This window comes from Acinetobacter sp. (assembly GCF_041911495.1).
In the GTDB taxonomy this organism is placed as follows: domain Bacteria; phylum Pseudomonadota; class Gammaproteobacteria; order Pseudomonadales; family Moraxellaceae; genus Acinetobacter.
Genome location: NZ_JAYROT010000038.1, coordinates 72,687 through 94,382 on the forward strand (window position 1 = coordinate 72,687; position 21,696 = coordinate 94,382).

Here is a 21,696-nt window from a genome sequence, read left to right on the forward strand (position 1 = left end):
CGGAGTGAATGCGATATAAAAGAAATTGGACAGATCGAAAATAAGATTTGTGACTTTGCATAAAGGACGTGCAAAAGCCTCACAAACCGCCGAGGATACACTATGGCAAGCTTAACACCGTTACAAGAAACCTACTGCCGTTGGGATTCTACACCACCACATCAAGCCGATGTACTTGAAGGTTTGGCACAGTTGGTAACGGTGAACTTACTTGGTATTCACGATACTATGCAGATGATCCATCGTGAAGTGTTTCTCAAGACTTTGGGCTTTACCCAAGAACAATCCAACCGAATTTTAGAAAAACCATTAGTACAACAGATGTTTCGTCATGGTTATGGCTTTGCACAAAACTATGGGACGCACATCTTGGCGCCTGCTTTGCGCCATATCAATTTTCGTTTCCCCAAGCTTCAAGAAAAAACCATGTCGCCTGCGATGCATTATGTCGTTGGTGCAATTAATGGTGTGATGGGTAACTATCTGCGTAGTCATCACAACCCGATCGCCCTACCGATGGTGTTTTATGATCACTATGGGCAATTGCAAAGTGGCGACCTCAAAGGTCGTGTGGTCATTTTGGTACATGGTCTATGTATGAATCACCTGACTTGGGCGAAAGGTAGTCACGCAGGCATTGGTGAGCACCTACTTGCTCAGCGTGATAACAACACCATCATCTATCTGAACTACAACACTGGACGTCGCATTTCTGCCAATGGCAAAACTTTAGCACGTCAGATCGAAGACTTGTTGCAACGAAATCCTGAGATTACCAGTATCGATCTGATTGGTCATAGTATGGGCGGTCTAGTATCACGCAGTGCGCTGTTCTACGGTAAACAAAACGTACACCATTGGATCAACAAAGTTGGCAATTTGGTCTGTATCGGCTCACCGCATCATGGTGCTGTGCTTGAGCGCCTTGGCTTTATGCTTCAAGATCGTTTAGGGCGTTTCCCGATTCTCAATCGTATTGGTCGCCTGACGCAGATTCGAAGCGACGGTATTCTCGACTTACGCTACGGTAGTGTCCGTGATGACGATTGGGAACACCTTGAAGTCCGTACAGGTACGCTGACCGATGTGCGTAAAACAGCACCCTTACCAAGCCGTATTAATAGCTTCTTGGTCGCTGGCACTATTGAAACCAAGCCAAAACAATCCAAAGCTTTGGAAGTGGTTGGCGACTATTTGGTGAGTGTCAGTAGTGCACTCGGTGAACATCCAAATCCAAAATATCAACTAAATGTGCCTGAGCCACACAAAGCGGTTTTCTATGGTTTAAACCATATGGAAATTCAGTACCACTCACAGGTTGCGGAACAAATCACACGCTGGTTTTATCCTGAGAATTTGTCTGAATCATCACATCGGATCGAAAACCTTACCCAAGCAGAGCATGAACACGTACAAAGTAAAGCGATGTATGAAATGGCAGGAATCGCCGAAACCTAATGCAGTTCATTAAATCAGGCTTTTCGCCTGATTTTTTTAAAATTGATCGTTTTTGAGTAGTCTCAGTTCTCCATGAGATGAGTAAAATCTATCTGATTCGTGGTAACGTCAGTCGCATTGTTCGAGGACAGGATAAATTTCGCAAAGTGACGTTCTTCAAAGCATTGGATAAATTTTAGTGTATGACCGAGTTTGCGACTGACAAATGGCTTTGCCTACTTTCCCCGAAAGGAAAGTAGGTCGAACCGAAGGTTAATCCCGTAATACGAGTATAAACCTCAAGACCTTGCCTAAAATGCTCAGCTTTTTAAAACCATGCACGACATAACTTTTCGAACTCAGGTTAAAAAATTACCAAAGCACAGCACAACTATTGTGCATTGTTACGCCCTTTACATCTTATATTTTTTAAAACTTTGCGATTCCTGTTAGTTTAATTTTTGTACCACGTTGTTTTGTCCCAAGATGAAATGTCTTGGCATTACTTCAACACATATCTAAACAGTCAATTTTTAACTCATTCTCTGATTTTTATTTTTTGATCATAAAACAAGGAGTTGTATCATGTCAGTTGCTAAGAATGTTGAGATTAGTAGTAGCTCAAGCAAGAGTTTTGAAGATGCTATTCAGCAAGGTATTGCACGTGTCAATAAGACGGTGAAAAATGTCGAAGGTGCGTGGATCAAAGAGCAAAAAGTCCGTATCAAAGATGGCACCATCACAAGCTACAATGTGATGATGATCGTTAGCTTTGTGATTGATGGCGATGATGATTTAAAATAAGTTGTACGTGATTTATGTTATAGAATCACAGATAATCTAAGCCGAGCACTATGCTCGGTTTTTTGCGCCCGTTTTTGTGTGTGCGGTCTTTTATGCTCATTTTTTATGATTTCAATTTCTCTATTTAAAGCATGATAAAATTTTACCAATATTTCATTTGATCAATGCAATTTCCTTTTAATTCATGCCAAATCGCCTTATTCAGCCAGAAAATCCAAACAATGAATTCGCACAACTTGTTGCCAACGTGACTACAGACAGTGCGCATTATCAACAGATTTTTAGCCAAAATTTACTGAAATGGTTTGCACAGCATGGTCGCCACGATCTACCGTGGCAAGTCAAAGATGATCCCTACAAAGTGTGGGTATCGGAGATCATGCTTCAGCAAACTCAAGTGAAAACTGTGTTACGTTATTTTGATCGTTTTATGGCGCGTTTTCCGACGGTGCAAGATTTGGCAAAAGCAGAATGGGACGAGGTTGCACCGTATTGGGCAGGTTTGGGCTATTACGCACGTGCTCGCAATCTACATAAAGCCGCTCAACAATTGATTTCGCAAGGGAGTTTGCCACGTGATCTAGACGGTTGGATGGCGCTTTCAGGTGTAGGTCGGTCAACCGCAGGCGCACTGATGTCACTCGGTTTAGGACAGTTTGGTGTCATTCTAGATGGCAATGTGAAGCGTGTGCTATCTCGTTTCTTTGCCATTTCAGGTGATTTGAGTAGCTCAAAAAATGAGAAATTGCTTTGGCAACTTGCCACTGCACTCGTTCCAGAAACCGACCATGCAGAATATACGCAAGCAATCATGGATCTTGGCGCAACATTATGCACACCCAAAAAACCGCTGTGTATGTACTGTCCGATGCAGACAGATTGCCAAGCTTTCGCACAAGATCGGGTTCTTGATTTTCCACAGAAAAAAGTGAAAAAAGCTGTTCCGATTAAACACGCTGATGTACTGATCATCGAGTTTGAGCAACAATGGTTATGGTACAAACGCCCTGAGCAAGGCATTTGGGGTGGACTACATTGTTTACCAATCATTGAGCAAAGCCGTGAGAAAACCAATGCGCAGGAAGATGAATTTAAAATTCTGATTGGAAAATATAACTTACAAGCATCTGATACCGTGCAGATTAAACATCAATTTACCCATTTTACTTGGCTTTTAAATTGTCATCGTTTTATCGTTGCAGCAGATCAAGCGAAACAATTACAGCAACAGTTTTCAGCGCAATTTTATGCTATACAAGACCTAGAAAGTGTAGCGATTCCTACTGCGATGCAAAAAGTCGTTAATCATTTCAGAGAGAGTTAGGCAAAATACTGCCAAATTAGAAATAAGGATGTTCAAATCATGTTGCGATTTTTTCAAATTTATCACTTCAAGATTCAAAAGCGACTGATTCATCTTTTTACAGTTTTTACTTTAGCCATATTGGTCGTTGGTTGTGCCTCAAAACCAGTGAAGCGCACGCCACTTGATCCATCCAAAGTGCAACAACTGCAACGCCAAAACTTGGCAACTCGTCTTCCTGTCCCTGTGAATGGTGTATCTCGCAAGGCATTACGTGACACATGGGGCGCATCTCGCAGTAGTGGTCGAACTCATGAAGGCATCGATATCATGGCAGAACATGGCACCAAAGTGTTTAGCACCACATCAGGCATCATCGCGGATATGAAAGATAATCGCTTGGGTGGCAAAGTGATTTGGATTAGAGGACCTGCGGGCTCATGGCATTATTATGCACACCTACAAAAGCACAAACGTGGCTTGGAAGTCGGTGATAGCGTGAGCAAAGGTGATTTGATCGGCTATGTTGGTAGCACAGGCAATGCAAGTCGTACCGCACCACATTTACATTATGGGATTTATTTGGGGGGTAAGGGGCGTAATGCTGTGAATCCATATCCTTATTTGCGCTAAAATACTTTGAATTTTCCAATTGTTAAAAATCAAACGATATGAATACTGAACAGCTTGTTGAGCGTCTGATTGCATTTGCCGAAGCAGGCAATCAACAAAAAATCCAACTAGCAAATGGCTCAATCATTCAAGGTTGGGTGATGGAGATCACTGACGAAGCCCTACTCATCAGCTCAGGCTATTCGGATAAAGTGGGTAAAGATCAGTGGATCACGCATCAAGACTTAATCACCGCAGAGTTATTCTATTGGGATAATCAAAATGATACCTGGGCAGTTTTTCATTTGAATGATTAAATAAAAGTAACGAATGTAAATTTTACTGAGATTTTTTCAAATCTTCACAGCTGGACATATCATTTTTTCAACAAAATACAGTAGTATAAAGTGGTTGGTTTAGGCAGTCTGAACGATTGCTCATCCAAAGAACTGATCCAAAAACTCACACAATCACAATCCGTATTTAGAAAATTAGTCGCCTATGCTTAGCCACATCACACTTATTGATTTTGCCCTTGCCGACCATCTCGAACTTGAAATTCATCAAGGTTTCAACGTCCTAACGGGTGAAACTGGTGCAGGGAAATCTTTATTACTTGATGCGCTTTCGGCATGTTTAGGTGAGCGTAGTGATGCCACACAAGTACGTTATGGCAAAGAAAAAGCGGAAGTCATTGCAACATTTGGCTATCAAGCAAACAGTCCTGAACAGTCTTGGCTCAAAGAGCATGAGCTCGAAGACCATGAACTCGAAAATGAGTCAGGCGAGATCGTGATTCGTCGAGTGATCTTCTCTACAGGTCGTAGCAAAGCATGGATTAATGGTCGCCCAACTAGCCTAACAGAGTTAAAAACTTTAGGTCGCCTATTGGTACTTCTATATAGCCAACATAGTCAGCAACAACTGCTCGACCCACCTTATCCGAAGCGTTGGCTGGATCGTTATAGCGGACTGCAAGCACAGGCGGCACAAGTCAAACAGGCGCATCAAGCATGGCAAAAAGCCGCCAAACAATATCAATCTGCACTGGATGCACAGCATACGCGCGCCACACAGATTACACTGCTTGAACAACAGCTTGAAGATGTTGAACCATTATTAGAGATTAATTATCAAGACATCGAGCAAGAATACGATCGCTTGAGCCATCATGAAACCATGATGCAAGACTGTGCTTCGATCATGTATGCACTGGATGAGTCAGAGCAAAATTTACTCCAAGAACTTGGCAATGTTTTACGCCGTGCCGAAGCGCAACAATCTCGCAGTCCACAGCTTGAACAGGTCTACAACAGCATCGTCAATGCACAAAGTGAACTGGAAGATGCCAGTGCAACACTACGTCAATTCGTTGATCGGCAAAGTTTCGATCCTGAACGCATGGAAACCCTGAATCAACAGCTTGAACAGTTCCATCGCCTTGCACGTAAATATCGCATTCAACCTGATGAACTCATCGCACAACAAGCGATTTGGCAAGCTGAACTCGAGCAACTGAATTTTTTGGATAATCCTGAGAAATTGGCTGAACATGTCGCAGAGCTTGAACAGACTTTCTTAAATGACGCAGAGCAACTCAATGATGCACGCTTAGCCGTTGCAGATGATGTTGCGCAGAAATTAAGTGAACAAGTAAAACCTTTGGCACTGCCTGAAGCATTGTTCAAATTTGATTTTCAACTTTTTGACACCCCGAATGCAGAAGGTCTGAGTGCGATTCAATTATTGTTTAGTGCGAATAAAGGCATTCCACCACAACCGCTAGCACGTGTTGCGTCGGGTGGTGAACTGTCTCGGATCGCCTTAGTCATGCAAGTGATGAATGCCAGCAAAGCCGATGCTGAGGTGTTGGTATTTGATGAGATTGATGTCGGGATTAGTGGTGGGACAGCGGAGATCGTCGGTCGCCTTCTGGCAAATCTCGCCGATCATGTACAAATCCTCTGTATTACTCATCAGGCACAGGTCGCAGCACAGTCGGATCAACATTTACTCGTCAAAAAACAACAAACCGATCCTGCCAGTAGTACCATTCTCGTTTTGGATGAAGCTGAGCGTATTCATGAATTGGCACGCATGTCAGGCGGTGTAGAGATCAACGACACCACGCTACAACATGCTAGACAACTTCGAGAGCTGAAATTTTCCTCGAAGTAGTACCAATTTCTTAGCGTCGTTTATTTTTTATTCATTACGCTAATTTTCTTCATAATCTAGGGTTTAGATTACCAAAAAGCATTGGCTTTCTCGCGCACGTCGAGTATGTTGGAAGTACAAACTTTTTGATTCTATAAAAAATTTCTTAAAAGGAGATTGAATGGGTGGCAAAACAATTTTCCAAACAATACCTAAAACATCGTTGTTTAATTGCACCACCACATTTGGCAGATGATTTTTTTGCGCACAGTGTGATTTACTTAGCGCGTCATGATGCCGACGGCGCACAAGGTATTATCCTCAATCGCCCATCCTCGCTACAAATTCGTGAACTTCTTAACGATCTAGATATTGATGCCGATCATGTCAATCCACATGCGGTACTTCATGGTGGTCCTATCCGTCCTGAGGCGGGTTTTGTACTCCATACAGGACAACCAACGTGGCACTCCTCAATTGCGATTGGGGAAAATGTCTGCATCACTACCAGTAAGGATATTCTCGATGCCATCGCCCACAATGAAGGTGTCGATCAATATCAAGTCGCACTGGGCTATGCCAGTTGGGGCAAACAACAGCTTGAAGAAGAAATCGCTCGTGGCGATTGGTTAGTCTGCGCTGCGGATATGGATTTGATTTTTAATCTACCGTATGACCTGCGCTGGAATGCGGCTTATGAAAAAATCGGAGTCAATCCAATTTGGCTTGCCGATGAGATTGGTCATGCCTGATTCAGATACGCTAGATATGAACGTAACTGCACAAACCATTATGGCATTTGACTTTGGTACGCAGAAAATGGGCATCGCTGTGGGTCAAAGCTTGATACAAAACAGCAATCCACTGGCACTCTTCCCCATGAAAGATGGCATTCCCAACTGGGATGAGCTGTTAAAAATCGTCAAGCAATGGCAACCCAACCTTTTCTTAGTCGGCTTACCACTCAATATGGATGATTCAGAATCAGATTTATCTCGTCGAGCACGGAAGTTTGCTCGTCGTCTACGCCATCAAACCAATATCGACACATGGATGGTTGATGAACGCCTGACCACCCGAGATGCACGGCAAGACTTGGCAAATCTGCACGCACAAGGTCAAGCAAAGCGTATTCAGGCGGACAGTTTGGCGGCTGGATTATTATTAGAAAGTTGGTATCGTGAGCCGCACGGTGTTACGCCATAAATGATAAAACTTCATGCCAAGTCAATGTACGAAAGCTCAAATAATTAGCACACAATCTTATCAATCAAATGCCCTTCAACCAATTTGACTTCGCTTTGATCAGGATTCATCTGCACCACAAAACGACCATTGGAATAGATGATGTGATCCTCTTTAATGACATAACTCATCACGCTTTTTTTCAACACCGTTTGTGTCCCATCCGCAGAAATCTTTAACAGTTGCCAATTATTTGGAATCAATCCAGGGAATTTTTCACCTGACTTGGCATTTTGTGCAGTGGTTTGCTGTGCTTTGATCAGATTGCCTTCGATAAAAATATCTTCTTCCGACTTTTGCTGTGCTTTGGCAGGGTTTGCACCTGATGAGGTTTTTAACGATTCCCCTGTGTAGCGCTGGGTAAAAAAGTCCAACCAACTGAAAACTGCTTTAAAAATTTTCACGGGAATCAATGCAATATCTTTTAAACTCCACGTACTGGCTTTGCGATATTGATATGGTCGGCGAAGCACGTACAGATTACCCTGTGCATCAATTTGTGGCTTGAAATAGTCAAACTCAGGCGAAGCCAAAATGGTTTCGAGATCACCAGTTTTTAGGTTTAGACGGCAAATTTCTTTCGGTCCTAGACGCATCGAACCTCGATCATCCACACCAAAACCACACGAATCATAATAAATCAGATCCGAATTTTGCGGATCGAAGCACGGATGCGCATCCACGCACTCACCTTCGGTAATATATTGAATGCGATTATCATCAATCGCTAGAATGCTTAAATTTTGCACATAACCATTCAAATCAGCACCTGACAGCACCAGTCGTTGATTGACCCGATCAATGTCCATATCAAAAGTGAGATAGTCATTTTTACGCAAAATCAGTGCTTCAGGCTCATTAAAATCTGTGAGTGATTTGGAGTAAATCGCCGTACCATCTTGCAGGCAAGCACTATAAATAATTCGTTCCGACGATGCGATCAGCACATCTGTGGCAAAAATCATCGCCTCATTGTTTTCTTGCTGTTGAAATGCGCCCATAAACTGTGCACCTGCACCGCTATTCTTCCACGATTTACGCTGTTTGATTTCTTGAAGATTCTTTTTATATTTGTCGATCGCCTGACACGGAATCACGATGTCTTTTTGATCATAATGATAGTTCAATGCTTTTTTACTGAGATAAAAAATCGGAAACATTAAAACCTCTCAAGGATTTAAGTTATTTTTTCTAAAATAATATTAGCGAATTCTGTATAGCGTGCGGTCGTACTTCTGTTGCGAAGTATTATTCAACGCCACATAGATTGCTGTAGATCATTACTATAGAGCTTTGCTGTAATTCAAGGCTGTTTTAAATATGGCCAAGCCGCTTTAAGATAAATAAACATCGACCACAAAGTCAAAATCACGGCTGTATACAGCAACGTATATGCAATCCATTCTATAGGTTGCCAATTGAGCAAAAATGCAGTAATCGCAATCATTTGAAAGGCGGTTTTATATTTACCCACCGTAGATACAGCAACATTGGTGCGTGCCCCAAGCTCTGCCATCCATTCACGCAGAGCAGATACGGTGATTTCACGCGAAATAATCACGATCGCCGCAAATGCCATGATAATGGTCGGTTGCCACTGCACAAGGACGATCAATGCCGCTGCGACCATCAGCTTATCCGCTACAGGATCAAGGAAGCGACCAAAAGCCGAGCTTTGATTCAAAGCACGAGCAAGATATCCATCAAACCAATCTGTGATCGCCGCAAGCACAAAAATCCCTGTCAATAAACTATGACGGAACATCGTTCCCTCGTAACCATTGATCTCGAGTGCAGGTGGCCAATAGGCGATTAATAGAAAAACAGGAATAAGGACGATTCGAGCAATAGTTAAGATATTTGGAATATTCAGGATACGACCTGTCATATACACCGCCTGCGACGCCTTCCCCAAGAAAAAATGATGCATGCATTTTCTATCATGCTGTACGCACTCTATACCATATTGATAAAACTGTCGAGCTGTGCACGCTTTCGAAATGCTCCGTTTTTAAAAGCCTGCTTAACAATTCAACCACATAAGTTAAGCAAATACTGTGACGGTTTGCCGACTGAGCAACAATAGATTTCCTGCGTCATCCCAAATCTGCGCTTGCTCTGTGGCATAGCCATGTTGTGCAAACTCTGTATGCTCCCGATATTGTAGCCAAGCATTGCTCTCTAGGCTGTAATCACCAATAAAAGTCAGATGCCACGTCAATGAATTGGCAGGTGATGGTTTACGACACACTGCTGTGACACCGGGTGGCCAAATATCCGCCAAAGCGATCAAATGCGGTGCTTGCATATCCATTTGGCTGACTTCAGGTTTAAAGCGAAACCAACCGCCAAAGTCCGCCGAATCGCCTGCTTGAAATGGCATGCTGCCTTCTGCCCAATACAGATCATAATGCTGAAAACACTCTGGGATCATGCCTTGGATATAAGGCATTTTCGCTAAGGTACTGCGCTCCGGAAAGTTCGGTATTGAAGGTAAAGCATCAATACTTACCGCAGATTTCCGTGCTTTGCCAAAGCTTGCGACCATGATGGTCTGCACTTGGCCGTTCTGCCATAGTCGAGCTTCTAAGGTGGTCACAGAACCACCAACGCGTAAAGTTTCTACCGTTATTTTTGAAATTTGATATTGCACAGGACCCACAAAGGTAAAACTGGCGCTGAGTGGTTTACGAGATGTATCACCAAGTACCGACTGTGCTCTCGCCATCAATAGCGCCGCAACAAAACCGCCAAATACAGTGCGTCCCTGTCCCCAGCCTGTCGGCATGTCAAATTCTTCATTTTGGGAAATGTATGCTACAGCTTGATCAAAATTCATAAGATGCTAAAAATAAATACAACAAAGTGCATAGATAGTGACAATTACCTTGCCATTTGTGAATGATCATTTTGTCTAGATCTATTGAACATTTTGGTCAATACACAGCGTTAAATTAACCCATCACTCGTGCAACACTTTATAAATCGTCCGAGCCATCGCACTACCAATGCCATTCACCGCCATCAGCTCTTTTTCAGTGGCACGCAGTACGCCTTGTATCCCCCCAAAATGCGTGAGCACATCCCGACGACGCTTTTCCCCCAAACCAGGGATGACTTCAAGTACTGAACCTGCACGTTTTTTATCTCGTTTGGCACGATGCTTGGTGATGGCAAAACGGTGCGCTTCATCACGTACCTGTTGAATCAAATGCAAGGCTTTATGATCTTCTGCCAATTGGATTTTGGTGCCATCGGTAAAGTGCAAAGTTTCTAAACCTGGTTTGCGCCCTTCGCCTTTGGACACACCGACCATAAAGGCTTCTAAACCAAGTTCTTGCATGACTTCAATTGCCATGTGGAGCTGACCCTTACCGCCATCAATCAATAGTAAATCAGGCAACATATTTTTCTTATAGCGACGAGTCAACGCCTGACGCATCGCCGCATAGTCATCACCGCCTGTAATGTCTTGAATGGCAAACTGGCGATAATCTCGCTTACGTGCCCCACCTTGATCAAACACCACACACGACGCTATCGGCGACTCGCCCATAGTATGACTAATATCAAAGCATTCAATGCGGTCGATCGGTCGATCAAGCACTTGCTCTAGTTGATGGAAGCGCTCATTGAGTTCCAAATGATTAGTAAGTTTACCTTTGATGGCATGTTGCACATTCATTTCAGCGAGCTGTTGCCATTCCGCCCGAATTTCTCGGACTTGATGTTTAATCTGAATTTTTTTATCAAAATGCTGTTTGAGCGCATCTTCTAATAGTTTTTGATCGGGTAACGCCACATTGACGATTAACTCGCTAGGAATTTCATCAGCCACCTGAAAATAAAAATTGGCTATAAATTCACTAAGTATTTCTGCCTGATCCTCACCTTGAATATCAGGGAAATAACTTTTTCCGCCAAGCATTCGTCCATTACGCACGTGCATAATCTGCACACAGACCACGCCTGCCTGATAGGCAATCGCTAAAATATCTGCTTCGCCTTTAAGCTTATAGATCGCTTGCTGTGACTGCACTTCACGCAACAGTCCCAAACGATCTCGGTAAAACACGGCTTTTTCAAATTCCAGCTTTTCAGCGGCTTGCTCCATGTTTGCAATCAGCTCGGTATTCAGCTCTTTAGTATCACCCTTAAGAAAGCGAATCGAATTTTGCACATCTTGTGCATACTCTTCGGGGGAAATCAGACCGACACAAGGCGCCGAACAGCGTTTGATTTGATATTGTAGGCACGGTCGCTTGCGCTGTGCAAAGAAAGAATTTTCACATTGGCGTACATTAAATAATTTCTGCAAACTCAGCAGCATATCTCGGGCGTTATATGCACTCGGATATGGTCCAAAAAATTTGCCGACTTGATGCTTGCCCTTACCTCGCCCACTGGCAATGCGTGGATACGGCTTATCCGCTGAAACAAAAATATAAATATAGGATTTATCGTCACGAAGAATGATGTTATACGGCGGACGATGCTGTTTAATCAGATTTTGTTCGAGCAATAAGGCTTCAGTTTCTGAGCGCACCACCAAAGTTTCAATATCATAAATCCGTGATACCAGCGCCTGTGTCTTAGGATGTTCAATGGTTTTGACAAAATAGCTAGAGATGCGATTTTTAAGATTTTTGGCTTTACCCACGTACAACAGCTCACCATCTTTACCAAGCATTTTATAAATACCTGGCAAAGTGGTCATGTGGCTCAGTAGATTTTCAATATGGGTTTTGGCGTTTGGGTTCACAAGTATTGAATCATGGCTTATTTTATCAATCATTATATGCTGTGTTGTGGTGCAACATTCAAGGCATCTGAATGAAAACAATCAAAACTCAGACATAAAAAAACTCCGCCGAAGCGGAGTTTTCTTAGTTTCGAATCTTGCACGTGGTGAGAATTACTCTACACGTTCGCCATGTTGACTAAGATCAAGACCCATACGTTCATCGTCAGATTCCACACGGATACCGATGATCAAGTCGATTACTTTCAAGATGATGAAGGTCAATACTGCGCTGTATGCAATCGTTGCCAATACACCCTCAGTTTGTACCCACAATTGATGCATCATATCAGTAGGTGCGTTCTCACCCATGATGAATTCACTTGCAAATACTGCGGTTAAGATCGCACCAACGATACCACCCACACCGTGTAGACCAAATGCGTCAAGCGAGTCGTCTGCTTTCAACAAGCGTTTTAGACCACTGATACCCCAGAAGCACACTACACCGCCGATCAAGCCCATGATTAATGCACCACCAACTGTGACGAAACCAGCCGCAGGTGTAATCACCACAAGACCAGCCACCGCACCAGATGCTGCACCAAGTACAGAACCTTTACCACGTACCATTCGTTCAACAAGCAACCATGATAGTGCCGCCGCTGCCGCTGCAACTTGCGTTACGATGATCGCATAGCTTGCAGAACCATTTGCGCCCAAAGCAGAACCACCGTTGAAACCGAACCAACCCACCCAAAGTAAGCTTGCGCCGACTACAGTTAAAGTCAAGTTGTGTGGTGCCATTGCTTCTTTGCCGTAGCCCATACGCTTACCAAGCATATATGCCGCAACTAGACCCGCTACACCTGAGTTGATGTGTACAACAGTACCACCAGCAAAGTCGAGTGCGCCGTCATTCGCTAACCAACCGCCACCCCATACCCAGTGTGTGATCGGTGCATATACAACGATGACCCAAATGGTGATGAAAGCAAGCCATGCGCTAAACTTCATACGATCTGCAATTGAACCACTGATGATCGCCACAGTGATGATCGCAAAGGTCATTTGGAAGATGACGAATAGGATTTCAGGAATCGTGCCACTGAGTGCATCTGTCGTGATACCAGAGAGCATCATCTTCTCAAAGCCACCGATAAAGCTGTTGCCTTCGGTGAATGCCAAGCTGTAGCCGATCACAACCCATGCAATACTCACCACAGCAGCAGCCGTCAAGCTATGTGCCATTGTGCCCAAAGCATTTTTCTTACGCACCATACCTGCGTAGAACAACGCCAAACCAGGAATAGTCATCAAGAGTACAAGTGCAGTAGATGTCAAAATCCACGCTGTATCACCTGAGTCAAGCGTCGGCTCTTCTTCCGCTGGTGCTGCTTCTTCAACCACAGCCGCTTCCACTGGAGTCGCTTCAACAGCTGCCATTTCTGGAGCTTCTGTTGTTTCAACTGCCAAAACTGTTTCTTCAGTTGGCGCAGTTGTAGATTCGGATTCGGCCCATACTGGAGATGTACCGAGTAGCGCAGTCGATAGACCAAACGCCAGTAGCAATTTATTCATTAGATCCCCCAACCTTCAATTTAAGTTGTGCTGACTTGCTAAGCTAAAAATTCATAAATACAAATTAGCAAATGTCATGCCATTTTGATTTAGACTGCGTCTGGACCAGTTTCACCAGTACGGATACGAATCACTTGCTCTAAGTTAGAAACAAAGATTTTACCATCGCCGATTTTGCCAGTGCTTGCCACACGAGTGATTGCTTCAATGACGCCATCAACCATATCGTCTTTGATTGCGATTTCGATTTTTACCTTAGGTAAAAAATCAACCACATACTCTGCACCACGATAAAGTTCTGTATGACCTTTTTGACGACCGAAACCTTTGACTTCAGTCACAGTGATACCTTGTACACCGATTTCTGAAAGTGATTCACGGACATCATCAAGCTTAAACGGTTTAACGATTGCTGTTACGAGCTTCATGTTATCTTCCTTTGGGTTTACTCATACCAATAGTGGTTTTTACATATCAATTTTCGTGCCAAACTTAAGAAAGGTTGGGGAAATTCCAAAGTTCGCACAATTTAAAGCTATGTTATCCCTACAGTTTACCAGTATTCTTTGAATTATCCATCTTACACCTATCTTCTCAGTTACATTTATTGTATCTTGATTTTGAATTGATAAATCCTTGATGAAAAACCATGACTCCTACATTAGATACCTTCGTTCAGGCTTTAAAAGAACAACTTGCTGCACCAAAGGCAGACCTTGAGCACAATATTCGTGCAGTTTTGGCAGAAATGGTGGAAAAAATGGACTTGGTATCGAAACAAGAGCTTGAACGCCAAAAAATTGCACTAGAACAAGCCAACCAACGTATGAATGCCCTGCAACAGCAATTAGACACGTTGCAAAATCAACTCAAAAAGTAACAATTGCGCCAACATCGATCAAAAACAGAGCACTTTTTTATAAAAACGCACAATAATGGAACAATAAATGAGTTTTGCCAAAGTTTATTCACGCAGTGTACTCGGATTAAGTGCACCGTTAATCGAAGTTGAAGTGCACGCCAGTCAAGGCTTACCTGCTTTAACCATTGTTGGTTTACCAGAAGCTGCCGTTCGTGAAAGTAAAGATCGTGTCCGATCTGCAATTATTAATAGTGGTTTTCAATTTCCCAATAAACGTCTGACCATCAACCTTGCACCTGCCGATTTACCCAAAGATGGTTCACGTTTAGATTTGGCGATTGCGGTTGGGATTTTGATTGCATCAGGACAAATCGCTGATGATCGTATAAGTCAGTTTGAGTTACTTGGTGAGCTTGCCCTAGATGGACAACTTCGTCCAATCTCAGGAATTCTCAGCATTGCCCATGCGTGCAAAAGCTCAGGACGACAATTGTTACTCCCTGAACAAAATGCCGATGATGCCTGCTGTATCCGAGATTTAACGGTCTATGCGACCAGTAACTTAAAAACCGTTTGCGATATTTTGACGGGAACAGTACAACAGCCTGCGCACCATTATCAGCCGAATCACACTTTACTTGATAATTTGCCTGACCTTGCAGATGTCAAAGGACAACTCAAAGCTCGCCGAGCTTTAGAAATTGCCGCTGCAGGGGGACACTCGTTACTATTTACAGGACCACCAGGGACAGGAAAAACCCTGCTTGCGTCTAGGCTACCAAGTATCTTGCCACCACTCACCGATAGCGAAAGTTTAGAAGTTGCGAGTATTTACTCGATTTCCAATCAAAATCATGCTTTTGGCGTGCGCCCATTCCGAGCGCCACATCATACGGCTTCGGCGGTGGCATTGGTTGGCGGTGGCTCCAATCCAAAACCGGGGGAAATCACCTTATCGCACTTAGGTGTATTGTTTTTGGATGAGTTGCCTGAATTTGATCGCAAAGTATTAGAAGTTTTGCGCCAACCTTTGGAATCAAAAGAAGTCGTAATTTCGAGAGCGTCAAGACAGATTTGCTATCCTGCCAATTTTCAACTCATTGCAGCGATGAATCCATGCCCATGTGGCTACGCCTTCCATCAAGATAGTCGTTGCCAATGTTCAAGCGAAGCAATCAAACGCTACAAAAATCGTATTTCAGGACCTTTACTTGATCGGATTGATTTGCATATCGAAGTCCCTCCACTGTCTGCACAAGAGCTTCAACAGCAACAAGCAGGTGAAAACTCTGCATCGGTACGTGAACGTGTTTTATCAGCCAATCAACAACAGCTCCAACGTCAAGGCTATCTGAACGCAGGACTCACACCACAACAAATCGACCAATACGTCCAACTCGATGCACAAAGTCAGAATATTCTTGCGATGGCACAACAACGCTTACAGCTTTCTGCACGTGGCTATCATCGTATTTTACGTGTCGCACGCACTATTGCCGATCTTGCACAGTCTGAACAAATTAATACCATGCACATCAGCGAGGCATTGTCTTATAGAGCTGCACAATGATCAATCCTGCTCGTGCTGTTGCAATGTATTGACCAAAAATCGTAGAACTATATTTAATTACGTTAGTTTCTTTAGGCAAATTTGCTGTTAAAATCACCAATTTGATCATGCAAGATATTTAGTTCACATCGCTTAGCTCGATTATTTGATTGTGAACATTGGCTCTATTACTCGATCACTTGTGCATATGTTGTATCTACGCCCAGTGTATTAAGGAAAATAAAATGTTGGAATCCATGTGGGCTGACTTTCAGCAACATTTTTGGCTGTACATCTCCATCCCATTTATCAGTGGCATCATTGGCTATGTGACGAAAGTGGTGGCGATTCATATGATGTTTTCTCCACTGGAGTTTAAAGGCATCAAACCGATTTTTGGTTGGCAAGGCATCGTGCCACGCAAAGCCGAAAAAATGGCAACCGTTGCTGTCGAACTCATGACCTCAAAGTTGATCAAACCTGAGGAAATTTTTGCTCGACTTGATCCAAAACGCATCGCAAAAGAAATCGAAGCCCCTCTTATGGCGGCCGCTGAAGATATCACCCGAGAGGTTGCGCAGGAGCAACATCCTGGACTTTGGGAAGGTATGCCAGAGTTCGCACGTGCAAAGCTGATTAACCGTGTAAAATCACGAGCGCCTGATATCGTGCAACAAGTGATGGCAGAGATTCAAAAAGATGTTGTGCAATATTTCGACATCAAACATATGGTGGTCAGCAACTTACTCAAAGACAAACGCCTGTTAAATGAAATTTTCAAAAAAGTCGGTAAAGAAGAATTTAAATTCTTTATGAACGTCGGTTTTGTTTTTGGCTTTGCCATCGGTTTGGTTCAGATGACCTGCTGGATTGTGACACAGGGTAAATATCCGTGGATGCTCCCAATGTTTGGTGGCTTTGTTGGTTTCTTTAGTGATTGGCTTGCTTTGCAGATGATGTTTCGCCCATTGAAACCTAAGAAAGTCTTAGGCTATACGTGGCAGGGTTTGTTCTTAAAGCGTCAAAATGAAGTTGCCGCAGACTATGCTGCATTGATTTCTAAGCAATTATTAACTTCTCGTCATTTGATCGAAGAGCTATTCACAGGACCTCGCTCAGACAGCGTGATCAACTTGGTCAATCGTCATGTCCGTCAAGAGATCGACATTGAGGCAGGGATCATTCGTCCGCTCGTGGTATATGCCATTGGTGGTGCAAAGTACCAAGTGCTCAAAACCAAAGTTTCTGAGCGTATCATGGAGCGTCTGCCTGAAACGATGAAGTCGATGGAATCTTATGCAGAAGATGCGATGGATATCCGTAATACATTAATCACACGTATGCAGCGCCTGACACCAGAAGAGTTTGAGGGCATGCTGCGTCCTGCATTCAAAGAAGATGAATGGTCACTGATCATCGTTGGTGCTGTGCTTGGCTTCTTGGTCGGTGAAATGCAAATTCTGTTTATGCTTTAAACTGATCTGTTCATGACATACAAAGGGCTTTTATCGAAAAGCCCTTTGTCAATTTTGAATACGGTTTTATCTATTAGATTTCACCTTTATCATCCTGTTGATCACCATATTTGATAACACTGCACATGCAAAAACACTATTGTTCTTCAACTCGGCATAGTTCATAATTCAAGGTCATTGTGATCAATCAACACTCGCTTTGATTTATTCAAACTTTATCACTGCGTATTGATCTACATAAAAATTTTTAAATGAAAAGCATCCGCTTCTTAGCGCACGAGCACTCTATTACTGGTTATTACTTTGGGCTCGTCGTCAGCACACTTCGGCTGTGATTAAATAGCTTCGTTTCGGATGTCATTATAGGATCGTGTTTTAAAATGACTCAGCTAGCAACAACCATTCATGGTTCAATCGTCGCAATTGTCACCCCAATGTTAGAAGATGGCAACGTGGATTGGGCTGGGCTAAAGCAGCTTGTAGAATGGCATATCGAACAAGGTACGCACAGCATCGTTGCTGTTGGTACGACTGGTGAAGCATCGACTTTAAGTATGGATGAACACATCAAAGTCATCGCTGAGATCGTTCGTGTTGCAGACAAACGCATTCCTATTATCGCAGGCACAGGTGCAAATTCGACCAGTGAAGCGATCGAACTGACACAGGCGGCAAAAGATGTTGGCGCTGATGCGGCGCTTTTGGTCACGCCGTATTATAACAAACCAACTCAAGAAGGCTTGTATCAGCACTATAAAGCCATCGCTGAAGCAGTTGATTTACCACAGATTCTTTATAATGTTCCAGGTCGTACAGGTGTCGATATGGACAATGATACCGTGGTGCGTTTGTCAAAAATCCCTAATATCATTGGTGTCAAAGATGCTACAGGTGATATCCCTCGTGGCATTCAATTGATGCACCACTTAGATGTCGCTGACATGGTGGTCTATTCAGGCGACGACCCAACTGCATGGGAGCTAATCCTTGCAGGTGCAAAAGGCAACATCTCTGTGACCGCAAACGTCGCACCATATGCCATGAGCCAAATGTGTGAAGCTGCACTCAGTGATAACAAAGCTGAAGCACATCGCCTCAATACACAAGTCGCACAATTGCATGACATTTTATTCTGTGAATCCAACCCAATCCCTGTAAAATGGGCGCTACATGAAATGGGCAAAATGGGTACAGGTATTCGCCTTCCGTTAACGCCTTTGGCAGAGCAATATCGCACGCCAATTCGTGAAGCATTACAGGCAACGTACATCATTGAATCTACATGATTCATGTCATGTTAAGCTGATGATGACAATTGAGTTAATGGCAATTGAATCGACGTAAATCGAAATAAATAGAGCGAAAAATTATGCAGTTACGTGTTGTGGTCGTACTTGGACTGGTATCGATGAGTTTGTTGGGTTGTTCTCGTCTTGCGATGGACAACAGTTCTTTGGACTATAAATCGGCAAAAACAGTGCCACCTTTAAAAGTCCCTGAAAGCCTGCAAATGCGTCCACAACATGCACTATATCCTGCGCCTGAGGTTGATCCACGCGCGCTTGAGCAAGCACCAAACTTCAGCAATAAAAAAGGCAATCGCTTTGACCTGCCTCGTCCTGAGCCAGTCGCAGCGGCGACTGCAACAAGTACTGGTGCAGCACCATCACGCCCACAACTGGTACAAGATGGTAATGGCATTCCATTACTCAAAGTCGATGGTGGTGCCAATGAAGTTTGGCAATATGTCACTGCTGCAGTCAGCGCCTCTAACCTCAATGGTAAAAATGGCGAAACCAGTAACGTCGCACAGATTCGCTATCAAGATAAAAATTATCAGCTTCGTTTGACCCCATCAGGTGCAAGTAATACCGTAGGCGTATATAATACGGACAATAATTTTGCAGATAGTGATGTTGCGAGTGAAATCCTTGCGCTGATCTATCAAAACTGGCCAGCTTAAACTGTACGCCACTGACGCCTCACTACATTAAGGTTAACCCATGTCTAAACAAGCCTTGCTCTATACTGGAAAAGCAAAATCAGTCTATGAAACCGACAATCCTGACCACCTGATTTTGGTGTTCCGTGATGACGCATCGGCATTCAATGGCGAAAAGATCGAACAGCTTGACCGTAAGGGTAAAGTCAACAACCGTTTCAACGCATTCATCATGCAAAAATTGGCTGATGCAGGCATCGAAACTCACTTTGAAGAATTGCTCAGCCCGAACGAAGTTTTGGTGAAAAAGCTCGACATGATCCCTGTAGAGTGTGTGATTCGTAACTATGCTGCAGGCTCACTCTGCCGTCGTCTTGGTGTTGAAGAAGGCAAACAGCTTACACCGCCAACTTTTGAGTTGTTCTTTAAAGATGATGCGTTGGGCGATCCAATGGTCAATGAATCACAAGCGATTGCACTTGGTTGGGCGACTGAAGACCAATTGGCAAAAATGAAAGAACTCACTTATCAAGTGAATGATGTGCTAACTAAAATCTTTGATCAAGGCAATATGATCTTGGTGGATTTCAAACTTGAATTTGGTGTATTCCACGATCGCATCGTGCTTGGTGATGAGTTCTCTCCAGATGGTTGCCGTCTATGGGACAAAGACACCAAGAAGAAGCTTGATAAAGATCGCTTCCGTCAAGGTTTAGGCGGTGTAGTTGAAGCTTATGAAGAAGTTGCAACTCGTATTGGGATTGATTTAGCAGATATTTAATTGAAATCTTAATTGTGCGATTCACGAAATACCGCTATTTAGCGGTATTTTTTTGCCCCTTTATTTTCAATCTATGCTCAACTTTAATCTACGCTTAACCGCACAGCATTTTGTTCCGCCCATTCTCGTAACTTTAGCTTTGTATCATCTTGAATCGGATTGGTTGTAAGCCTTAGCTTTTTTAACCAATACATCTCATAAAGCGAATCAGGGACATCGATCAGCAGATTATTGTCTACATCCAACTCTTGAAGCTGTGTACATGCCGAAATGTTGCTAGGTAATTGTTTTAAGCTTTGACATGACCAAAGGTGTAATGTTTTTAACTTTGTGAATTGATGCAACTCATTCATCAAATTGATTAAATCAATTTTATTTTGCCAATTTGAATTCAGCTTTAAAACTTTTAAATTAGATAATTGCCCAATACCTTTAGGCACATTGTGCAACTGATTCAACCCTAAATCCAATTCAGTTAATTCATGCAGTTGATACAGTTCCGTAGGAATTTTTTGTAATCCATTACCTGACAAATCTAACTTTTTCAGTTGTTGTAATGCTGATATTTTCTCATTCAGTTTTAAATTTGACGTGACTAATTTTAAGCTCGCTAATTTTTGACATTGCTTTAACACAGCGACCACTTCATCAAAATCAAGACTGCTATCGCCCGTATTCACAGATAAAGTCTTTAGATCGGCTAATTCAGACAATACATTTGGCAATGTCTTTAACGGCAACGCAAACAATTCTAATGACTGCAAATTTTTGAGTTGACTAAAATTCTGAGGAAGCTGACGGACATTCCCTGTGATCGTCAAATGTTCTAACTGTGTTAATTCAGCGATCTGCTCGACTTGTCCAATGGTTTTGCAATGTGCACCCAAAGTTTTTAATTCAGAATATTCAGCTAGATTTGTGACCCAATCTAAATCTCGACATCCGCAAAAATCAAACGATTTGAGTTTTGGCAATTCACTGACAAACTGAGGAATCTTTAAAATATCCGAATAAGCAATACTCAGCTTTTCAAGATTTAAGCATTGTGCAACTTGCTTTGGAATTTCATCATCATAATTTTCAAAATATAGCGATCGAATCGCTAAAGGATCTTTGGCAATTTTTTTAAGGTTTTGTTCGAGTTTCGACATCGTTGTTCCACGCTGAATATTCGAATTATTCCCATATTTTAAGCACAAAAAAGCCG

Annotated in this window: 21 protein-coding genes; 14 read left to right on the forward strand and 7 right to left on the reverse strand. The window is 42.9% G+C overall.

Going from position 1 to position 21,696, the window contains the following annotated elements:
• The first annotated feature begins 102 nt into the window (after nt 1-102).
• The 8 genes from ACE3PQ_RS04955 (at nt 103) to ruvX (ending at nt 7,519) form a co-directional block, all read left to right on the forward strand.
• The gene (locus ACE3PQ_RS04955; RefSeq protein ID WP_374295740.1) at nt 103-1,458 is read left to right on the forward strand and encodes an alpha/beta fold hydrolase; all 1,356 of its coding nucleotides are present in this window, start codon (nt 103-105) and stop codon (nt 1,456-1,458) included.
• 564 nt (nt 1,459-2,022) lie between these two features.
• Complete coding sequence (locus tag ACE3PQ_RS04960; protein WP_241570312.1) at nt 2,023-2,241, forward strand: dodecin family protein; 219 nt, start codon at nt 2,023-2,025, stop codon at nt 2,239-2,241.
• A 184-nt stretch (nt 2,242-2,425) separates the two neighbouring features.
• Complete coding sequence (gene mutY, locus ACE3PQ_RS04965; protein WP_374295742.1) at nt 2,426-3,565, forward strand: A/G-specific adenine glycosylase; 1,140 nt, start codon at nt 2,426-2,428, stop codon at nt 3,563-3,565.
• Between the two features lie 39 nt (nt 3,566-3,604).
• On the forward strand, nt 3,605-4,177 hold the full coding sequence (locus ACE3PQ_RS04970; RefSeq protein WP_298890226.1) for a M23 family metallopeptidase: 573 nt from the start codon (nt 3,605-3,607) through the stop codon (nt 4,175-4,177).
• A 38-nt stretch (nt 4,178-4,215) separates the two neighbouring features.
• Nucleotides 4,216-4,473: a hypothetical protein gene (locus ACE3PQ_RS04975; RefSeq protein ID WP_374295744.1), complete on the forward strand. Its 258-nt coding sequence runs from the start codon at nt 4,216-4,218 to the stop codon at nt 4,471-4,473.
• A gap of 184 nt (nt 4,474-4,657) precedes the next feature.
• A complete protein-coding gene (gene recN / locus ACE3PQ_RS04980) occupies nt 4,658-6,334 on the forward strand; it encodes a DNA repair protein RecN (protein ID WP_374295747.1) in 1,677 nt (558 codons plus the stop codon).
• A gap of 164 nt (nt 6,335-6,498) precedes the next feature.
• Nucleotides 6,499-7,065, forward strand: a complete 567-nt coding sequence (locus tag ACE3PQ_RS04985; RefSeq protein ID WP_374295748.1) for a YqgE/AlgH family protein — start codon at nt 6,499-6,501, stop codon at nt 7,063-7,065.
• Nucleotides 7,058-7,519, forward strand: coding sequence for a Holliday junction resolvase RuvX (gene ruvX, locus ACE3PQ_RS04990; protein WP_374295750.1), 462 nt, complete (start codon nt 7,058-7,060; stop codon nt 7,517-7,519). The genes ACE3PQ_RS04985 and ruvX overlap by 8 nt, the downstream gene beginning before the upstream one ends.
• A gap of 44 nt (nt 7,520-7,563) precedes the next feature.
• On the opposite strand, the gene ACE3PQ_RS04995 is transcribed toward ruvX, so the two are convergent.
• The 6 genes from ACE3PQ_RS04995 to glnK all read right to left on the reverse strand — a co-directional run bounded on the left by ACE3PQ_RS04995 (nt 7,564) and on the right by glnK (nt 14,308).
• Complete coding sequence (locus ACE3PQ_RS04995) at nt 7,564-8,718, reverse strand: hypothetical protein (RefSeq protein ID WP_374295752.1); 1,155 nt, start codon at nt 8,716-8,718, stop codon at nt 7,564-7,566.
• Between the two features lie 143 nt (nt 8,719-8,861).
• Entirely contained in the window at nt 8,862-9,446 is a 585-nt protein-coding gene (pgsA, locus tag ACE3PQ_RS05000; protein ID WP_374295822.1) for a CDP-diacylglycerol--glycerol-3-phosphate 3-phosphatidyltransferase, read from the reverse strand.
• Between the two features lie 156 nt (nt 9,447-9,602).
• Complete coding sequence (locus ACE3PQ_RS05005) at nt 9,603-10,397, reverse strand: acyl-CoA thioesterase (protein ID WP_374295754.1); 795 nt, start codon at nt 10,395-10,397, stop codon at nt 9,603-9,605.
• A gap of 123 nt (nt 10,398-10,520) precedes the next feature.
• On the reverse strand, nt 10,521-12,320 hold the full coding sequence (gene uvrC, locus ACE3PQ_RS05010; protein WP_374295755.1) for an excinuclease ABC subunit UvrC: 1,800 nt from the start codon (nt 12,318-12,320) through the stop codon (nt 10,521-10,523).
• A gap of 153 nt (nt 12,321-12,473) precedes the next feature.
• Nucleotides 12,474-13,880 (reverse strand): ammonium transporter, encoded by a 1,407-nt coding sequence (locus ACE3PQ_RS05015; protein WP_374295757.1) that lies wholly within the window; start codon nt 13,878-13,880, stop codon nt 12,474-12,476.
• Between the two features lie 89 nt (nt 13,881-13,969).
• Entirely contained in the window at nt 13,970-14,308 is a 339-nt protein-coding gene (gene glnK, locus ACE3PQ_RS05020; RefSeq protein ID WP_241570323.1) for a P-II family nitrogen regulator, read from the reverse strand.
• A gap of 221 nt (nt 14,309-14,529) precedes the next feature.
• Here glnK and ACE3PQ_RS05025 point away from each other — a divergent pair, with 221 nt between their 5' ends.
• From ACE3PQ_RS05025 to purC, 6 genes are all read left to right on the forward strand, one after another.
• Nucleotides 14,530-14,760 (forward strand): accessory factor UbiK family protein, encoded by a 231-nt coding sequence (locus ACE3PQ_RS05025; RefSeq protein ID WP_374295759.1) that lies wholly within the window; start codon nt 14,530-14,532, stop codon nt 14,758-14,760.
• 67 nt (nt 14,761-14,827) lie between these two features.
• A complete protein-coding gene (locus tag ACE3PQ_RS05030; RefSeq protein WP_374295761.1) occupies nt 14,828-16,312 on the forward strand; it encodes a YifB family Mg chelatase-like AAA ATPase in 1,485 nt (494 codons plus the stop codon).
• A gap of 236 nt (nt 16,313-16,548) precedes the next feature.
• Nucleotides 16,549-17,766, forward strand: a complete 1,218-nt coding sequence (locus tag ACE3PQ_RS05035; protein ID WP_374295824.1) for a DUF445 domain-containing protein — start codon at nt 16,549-16,551, stop codon at nt 17,764-17,766.
• A gap of 380 nt (nt 17,767-18,146) precedes the next feature.
• Nucleotides 18,147-19,052 carry a 4-hydroxy-tetrahydrodipicolinate synthase gene (dapA, locus tag ACE3PQ_RS05040; RefSeq protein ID WP_374295763.1) on the forward strand — a complete coding sequence of 302 codons (906 nt, stop codon included), beginning with the start codon at nt 18,147-18,149 and terminating at the stop codon, nt 19,050-19,052.
• An 80-nt stretch (nt 19,053-19,132) separates the two neighbouring features.
• Nucleotides 19,133-19,729, forward strand: a complete 597-nt coding sequence (locus ACE3PQ_RS05045; RefSeq protein WP_374295826.1) for a lipoprotein-34 precursor (NlpB) — start codon at nt 19,133-19,135, stop codon at nt 19,727-19,729.
• 40 nt (nt 19,730-19,769) lie between these two features.
• The gene (gene purC / locus ACE3PQ_RS05050; protein WP_374295765.1) at nt 19,770-20,489 is read left to right on the forward strand and encodes a phosphoribosylaminoimidazolesuccinocarboxamide synthase; all 720 of its coding nucleotides are present in this window, start codon (nt 19,770-19,772) and stop codon (nt 20,487-20,489) included.
• 83 nt (nt 20,490-20,572) lie between these two features.
• Here purC and ACE3PQ_RS05055 read toward each other — a convergent pair whose 3' ends face one another.
• Nucleotides 20,573-21,640 carry a leucine-rich repeat domain-containing protein gene (locus ACE3PQ_RS05055; RefSeq protein ID WP_374295767.1) on the reverse strand — a complete coding sequence of 356 codons (1,068 nt, stop codon included), beginning with the start codon at nt 21,638-21,640 and terminating at the stop codon, nt 20,573-20,575.
• Between the last annotated feature and the right edge of the window lie 56 nt (nt 21,641-21,696).

Coding starts and splice junctions, on each gene's coding strand:
- ACE3PQ_RS04970 (WP_298890226.1), top strand. CDS start 3,605: ATGTTGCGATTTTTTCAAATTTATCACTTCAAGATTCAAAAGCGACTG.
- ACE3PQ_RS04975 (WP_374295744.1), top strand. CDS start 4,216: ATGAATACTGAACAGCTTGTTGAGCGTCTGATTGCATTTGCCGAAGCA.
- ACE3PQ_RS05055 (WP_374295767.1), bottom strand. CDS start 21,640: ATGTCGAAACTCGAACAAAACCTTAAAAAAATTGCCAAAGATCCTTTA.
- recN (WP_374295747.1), top strand. CDS start 4,658: ATGCTTAGCCACATCACACTTATTGATTTTGCCCTTGCCGACCATCTC.
- ACE3PQ_RS05015 (WP_374295757.1), bottom strand. CDS start 13,880: ATGAATAAATTGCTACTGGCGTTTGGTCTATCGACTGCGCTACTCGGT.
- ACE3PQ_RS05030 (WP_374295761.1), top strand. CDS start 14,828: ATGAGTTTTGCCAAAGTTTATTCACGCAGTGTACTCGGATTAAGTGCA.
- dapA (WP_374295763.1), top strand. CDS start 18,147: ATGACTCAGCTAGCAACAACCATTCATGGTTCAATCGTCGCAATTGTC.
- purC (WP_374295765.1), top strand. CDS start 19,770: ATGTCTAAACAAGCCTTGCTCTATACTGGAAAAGCAAAATCAGTCTAT.
- ACE3PQ_RS04955 (WP_374295740.1), top strand. CDS start 103: ATGGCAAGCTTAACACCGTTACAAGAAACCTACTGCCGTTGGGATTCT.
- mutY (WP_374295742.1), top strand. CDS start 2,426: ATGCCAAATCGCCTTATTCAGCCAGAAAATCCAAACAATGAATTCGCA.
- glnK (WP_241570323.1), bottom strand. CDS start 14,308: ATGAAGCTCGTAACAGCAATCGTTAAACCGTTTAAGCTTGATGATGTC.
- ACE3PQ_RS05035 (WP_374295824.1), top strand. CDS start 16,549: ATGTGGGCTGACTTTCAGCAACATTTTTGGCTGTACATCTCCATCCCA.
- ACE3PQ_RS04960 (WP_241570312.1), top strand. CDS start 2,023: ATGTCAGTTGCTAAGAATGTTGAGATTAGTAGTAGCTCAAGCAAGAGT.
- pgsA (WP_374295822.1), bottom strand. CDS start 9,446: ATGACAGGTCGTATCCTGAATATTCCAAATATCTTAACTATTGCTCGA.
- ruvX (WP_374295750.1), top strand. CDS start 7,058: ATGCCTGATTCAGATACGCTAGATATGAACGTAACTGCACAAACCATT.
- ACE3PQ_RS04995 (WP_374295752.1), bottom strand. CDS start 8,718: ATGTTTCCGATTTTTTATCTCAGTAAAAAAGCATTGAACTATCATTAT.
- ACE3PQ_RS05005 (WP_374295754.1), bottom strand. CDS start 10,397: ATGAATTTTGATCAAGCTGTAGCATACATTTCCCAAAATGAAGAATTT.
- ACE3PQ_RS05025 (WP_374295759.1), top strand. CDS start 14,530: ATGACTCCTACATTAGATACCTTCGTTCAGGCTTTAAAAGAACAACTT.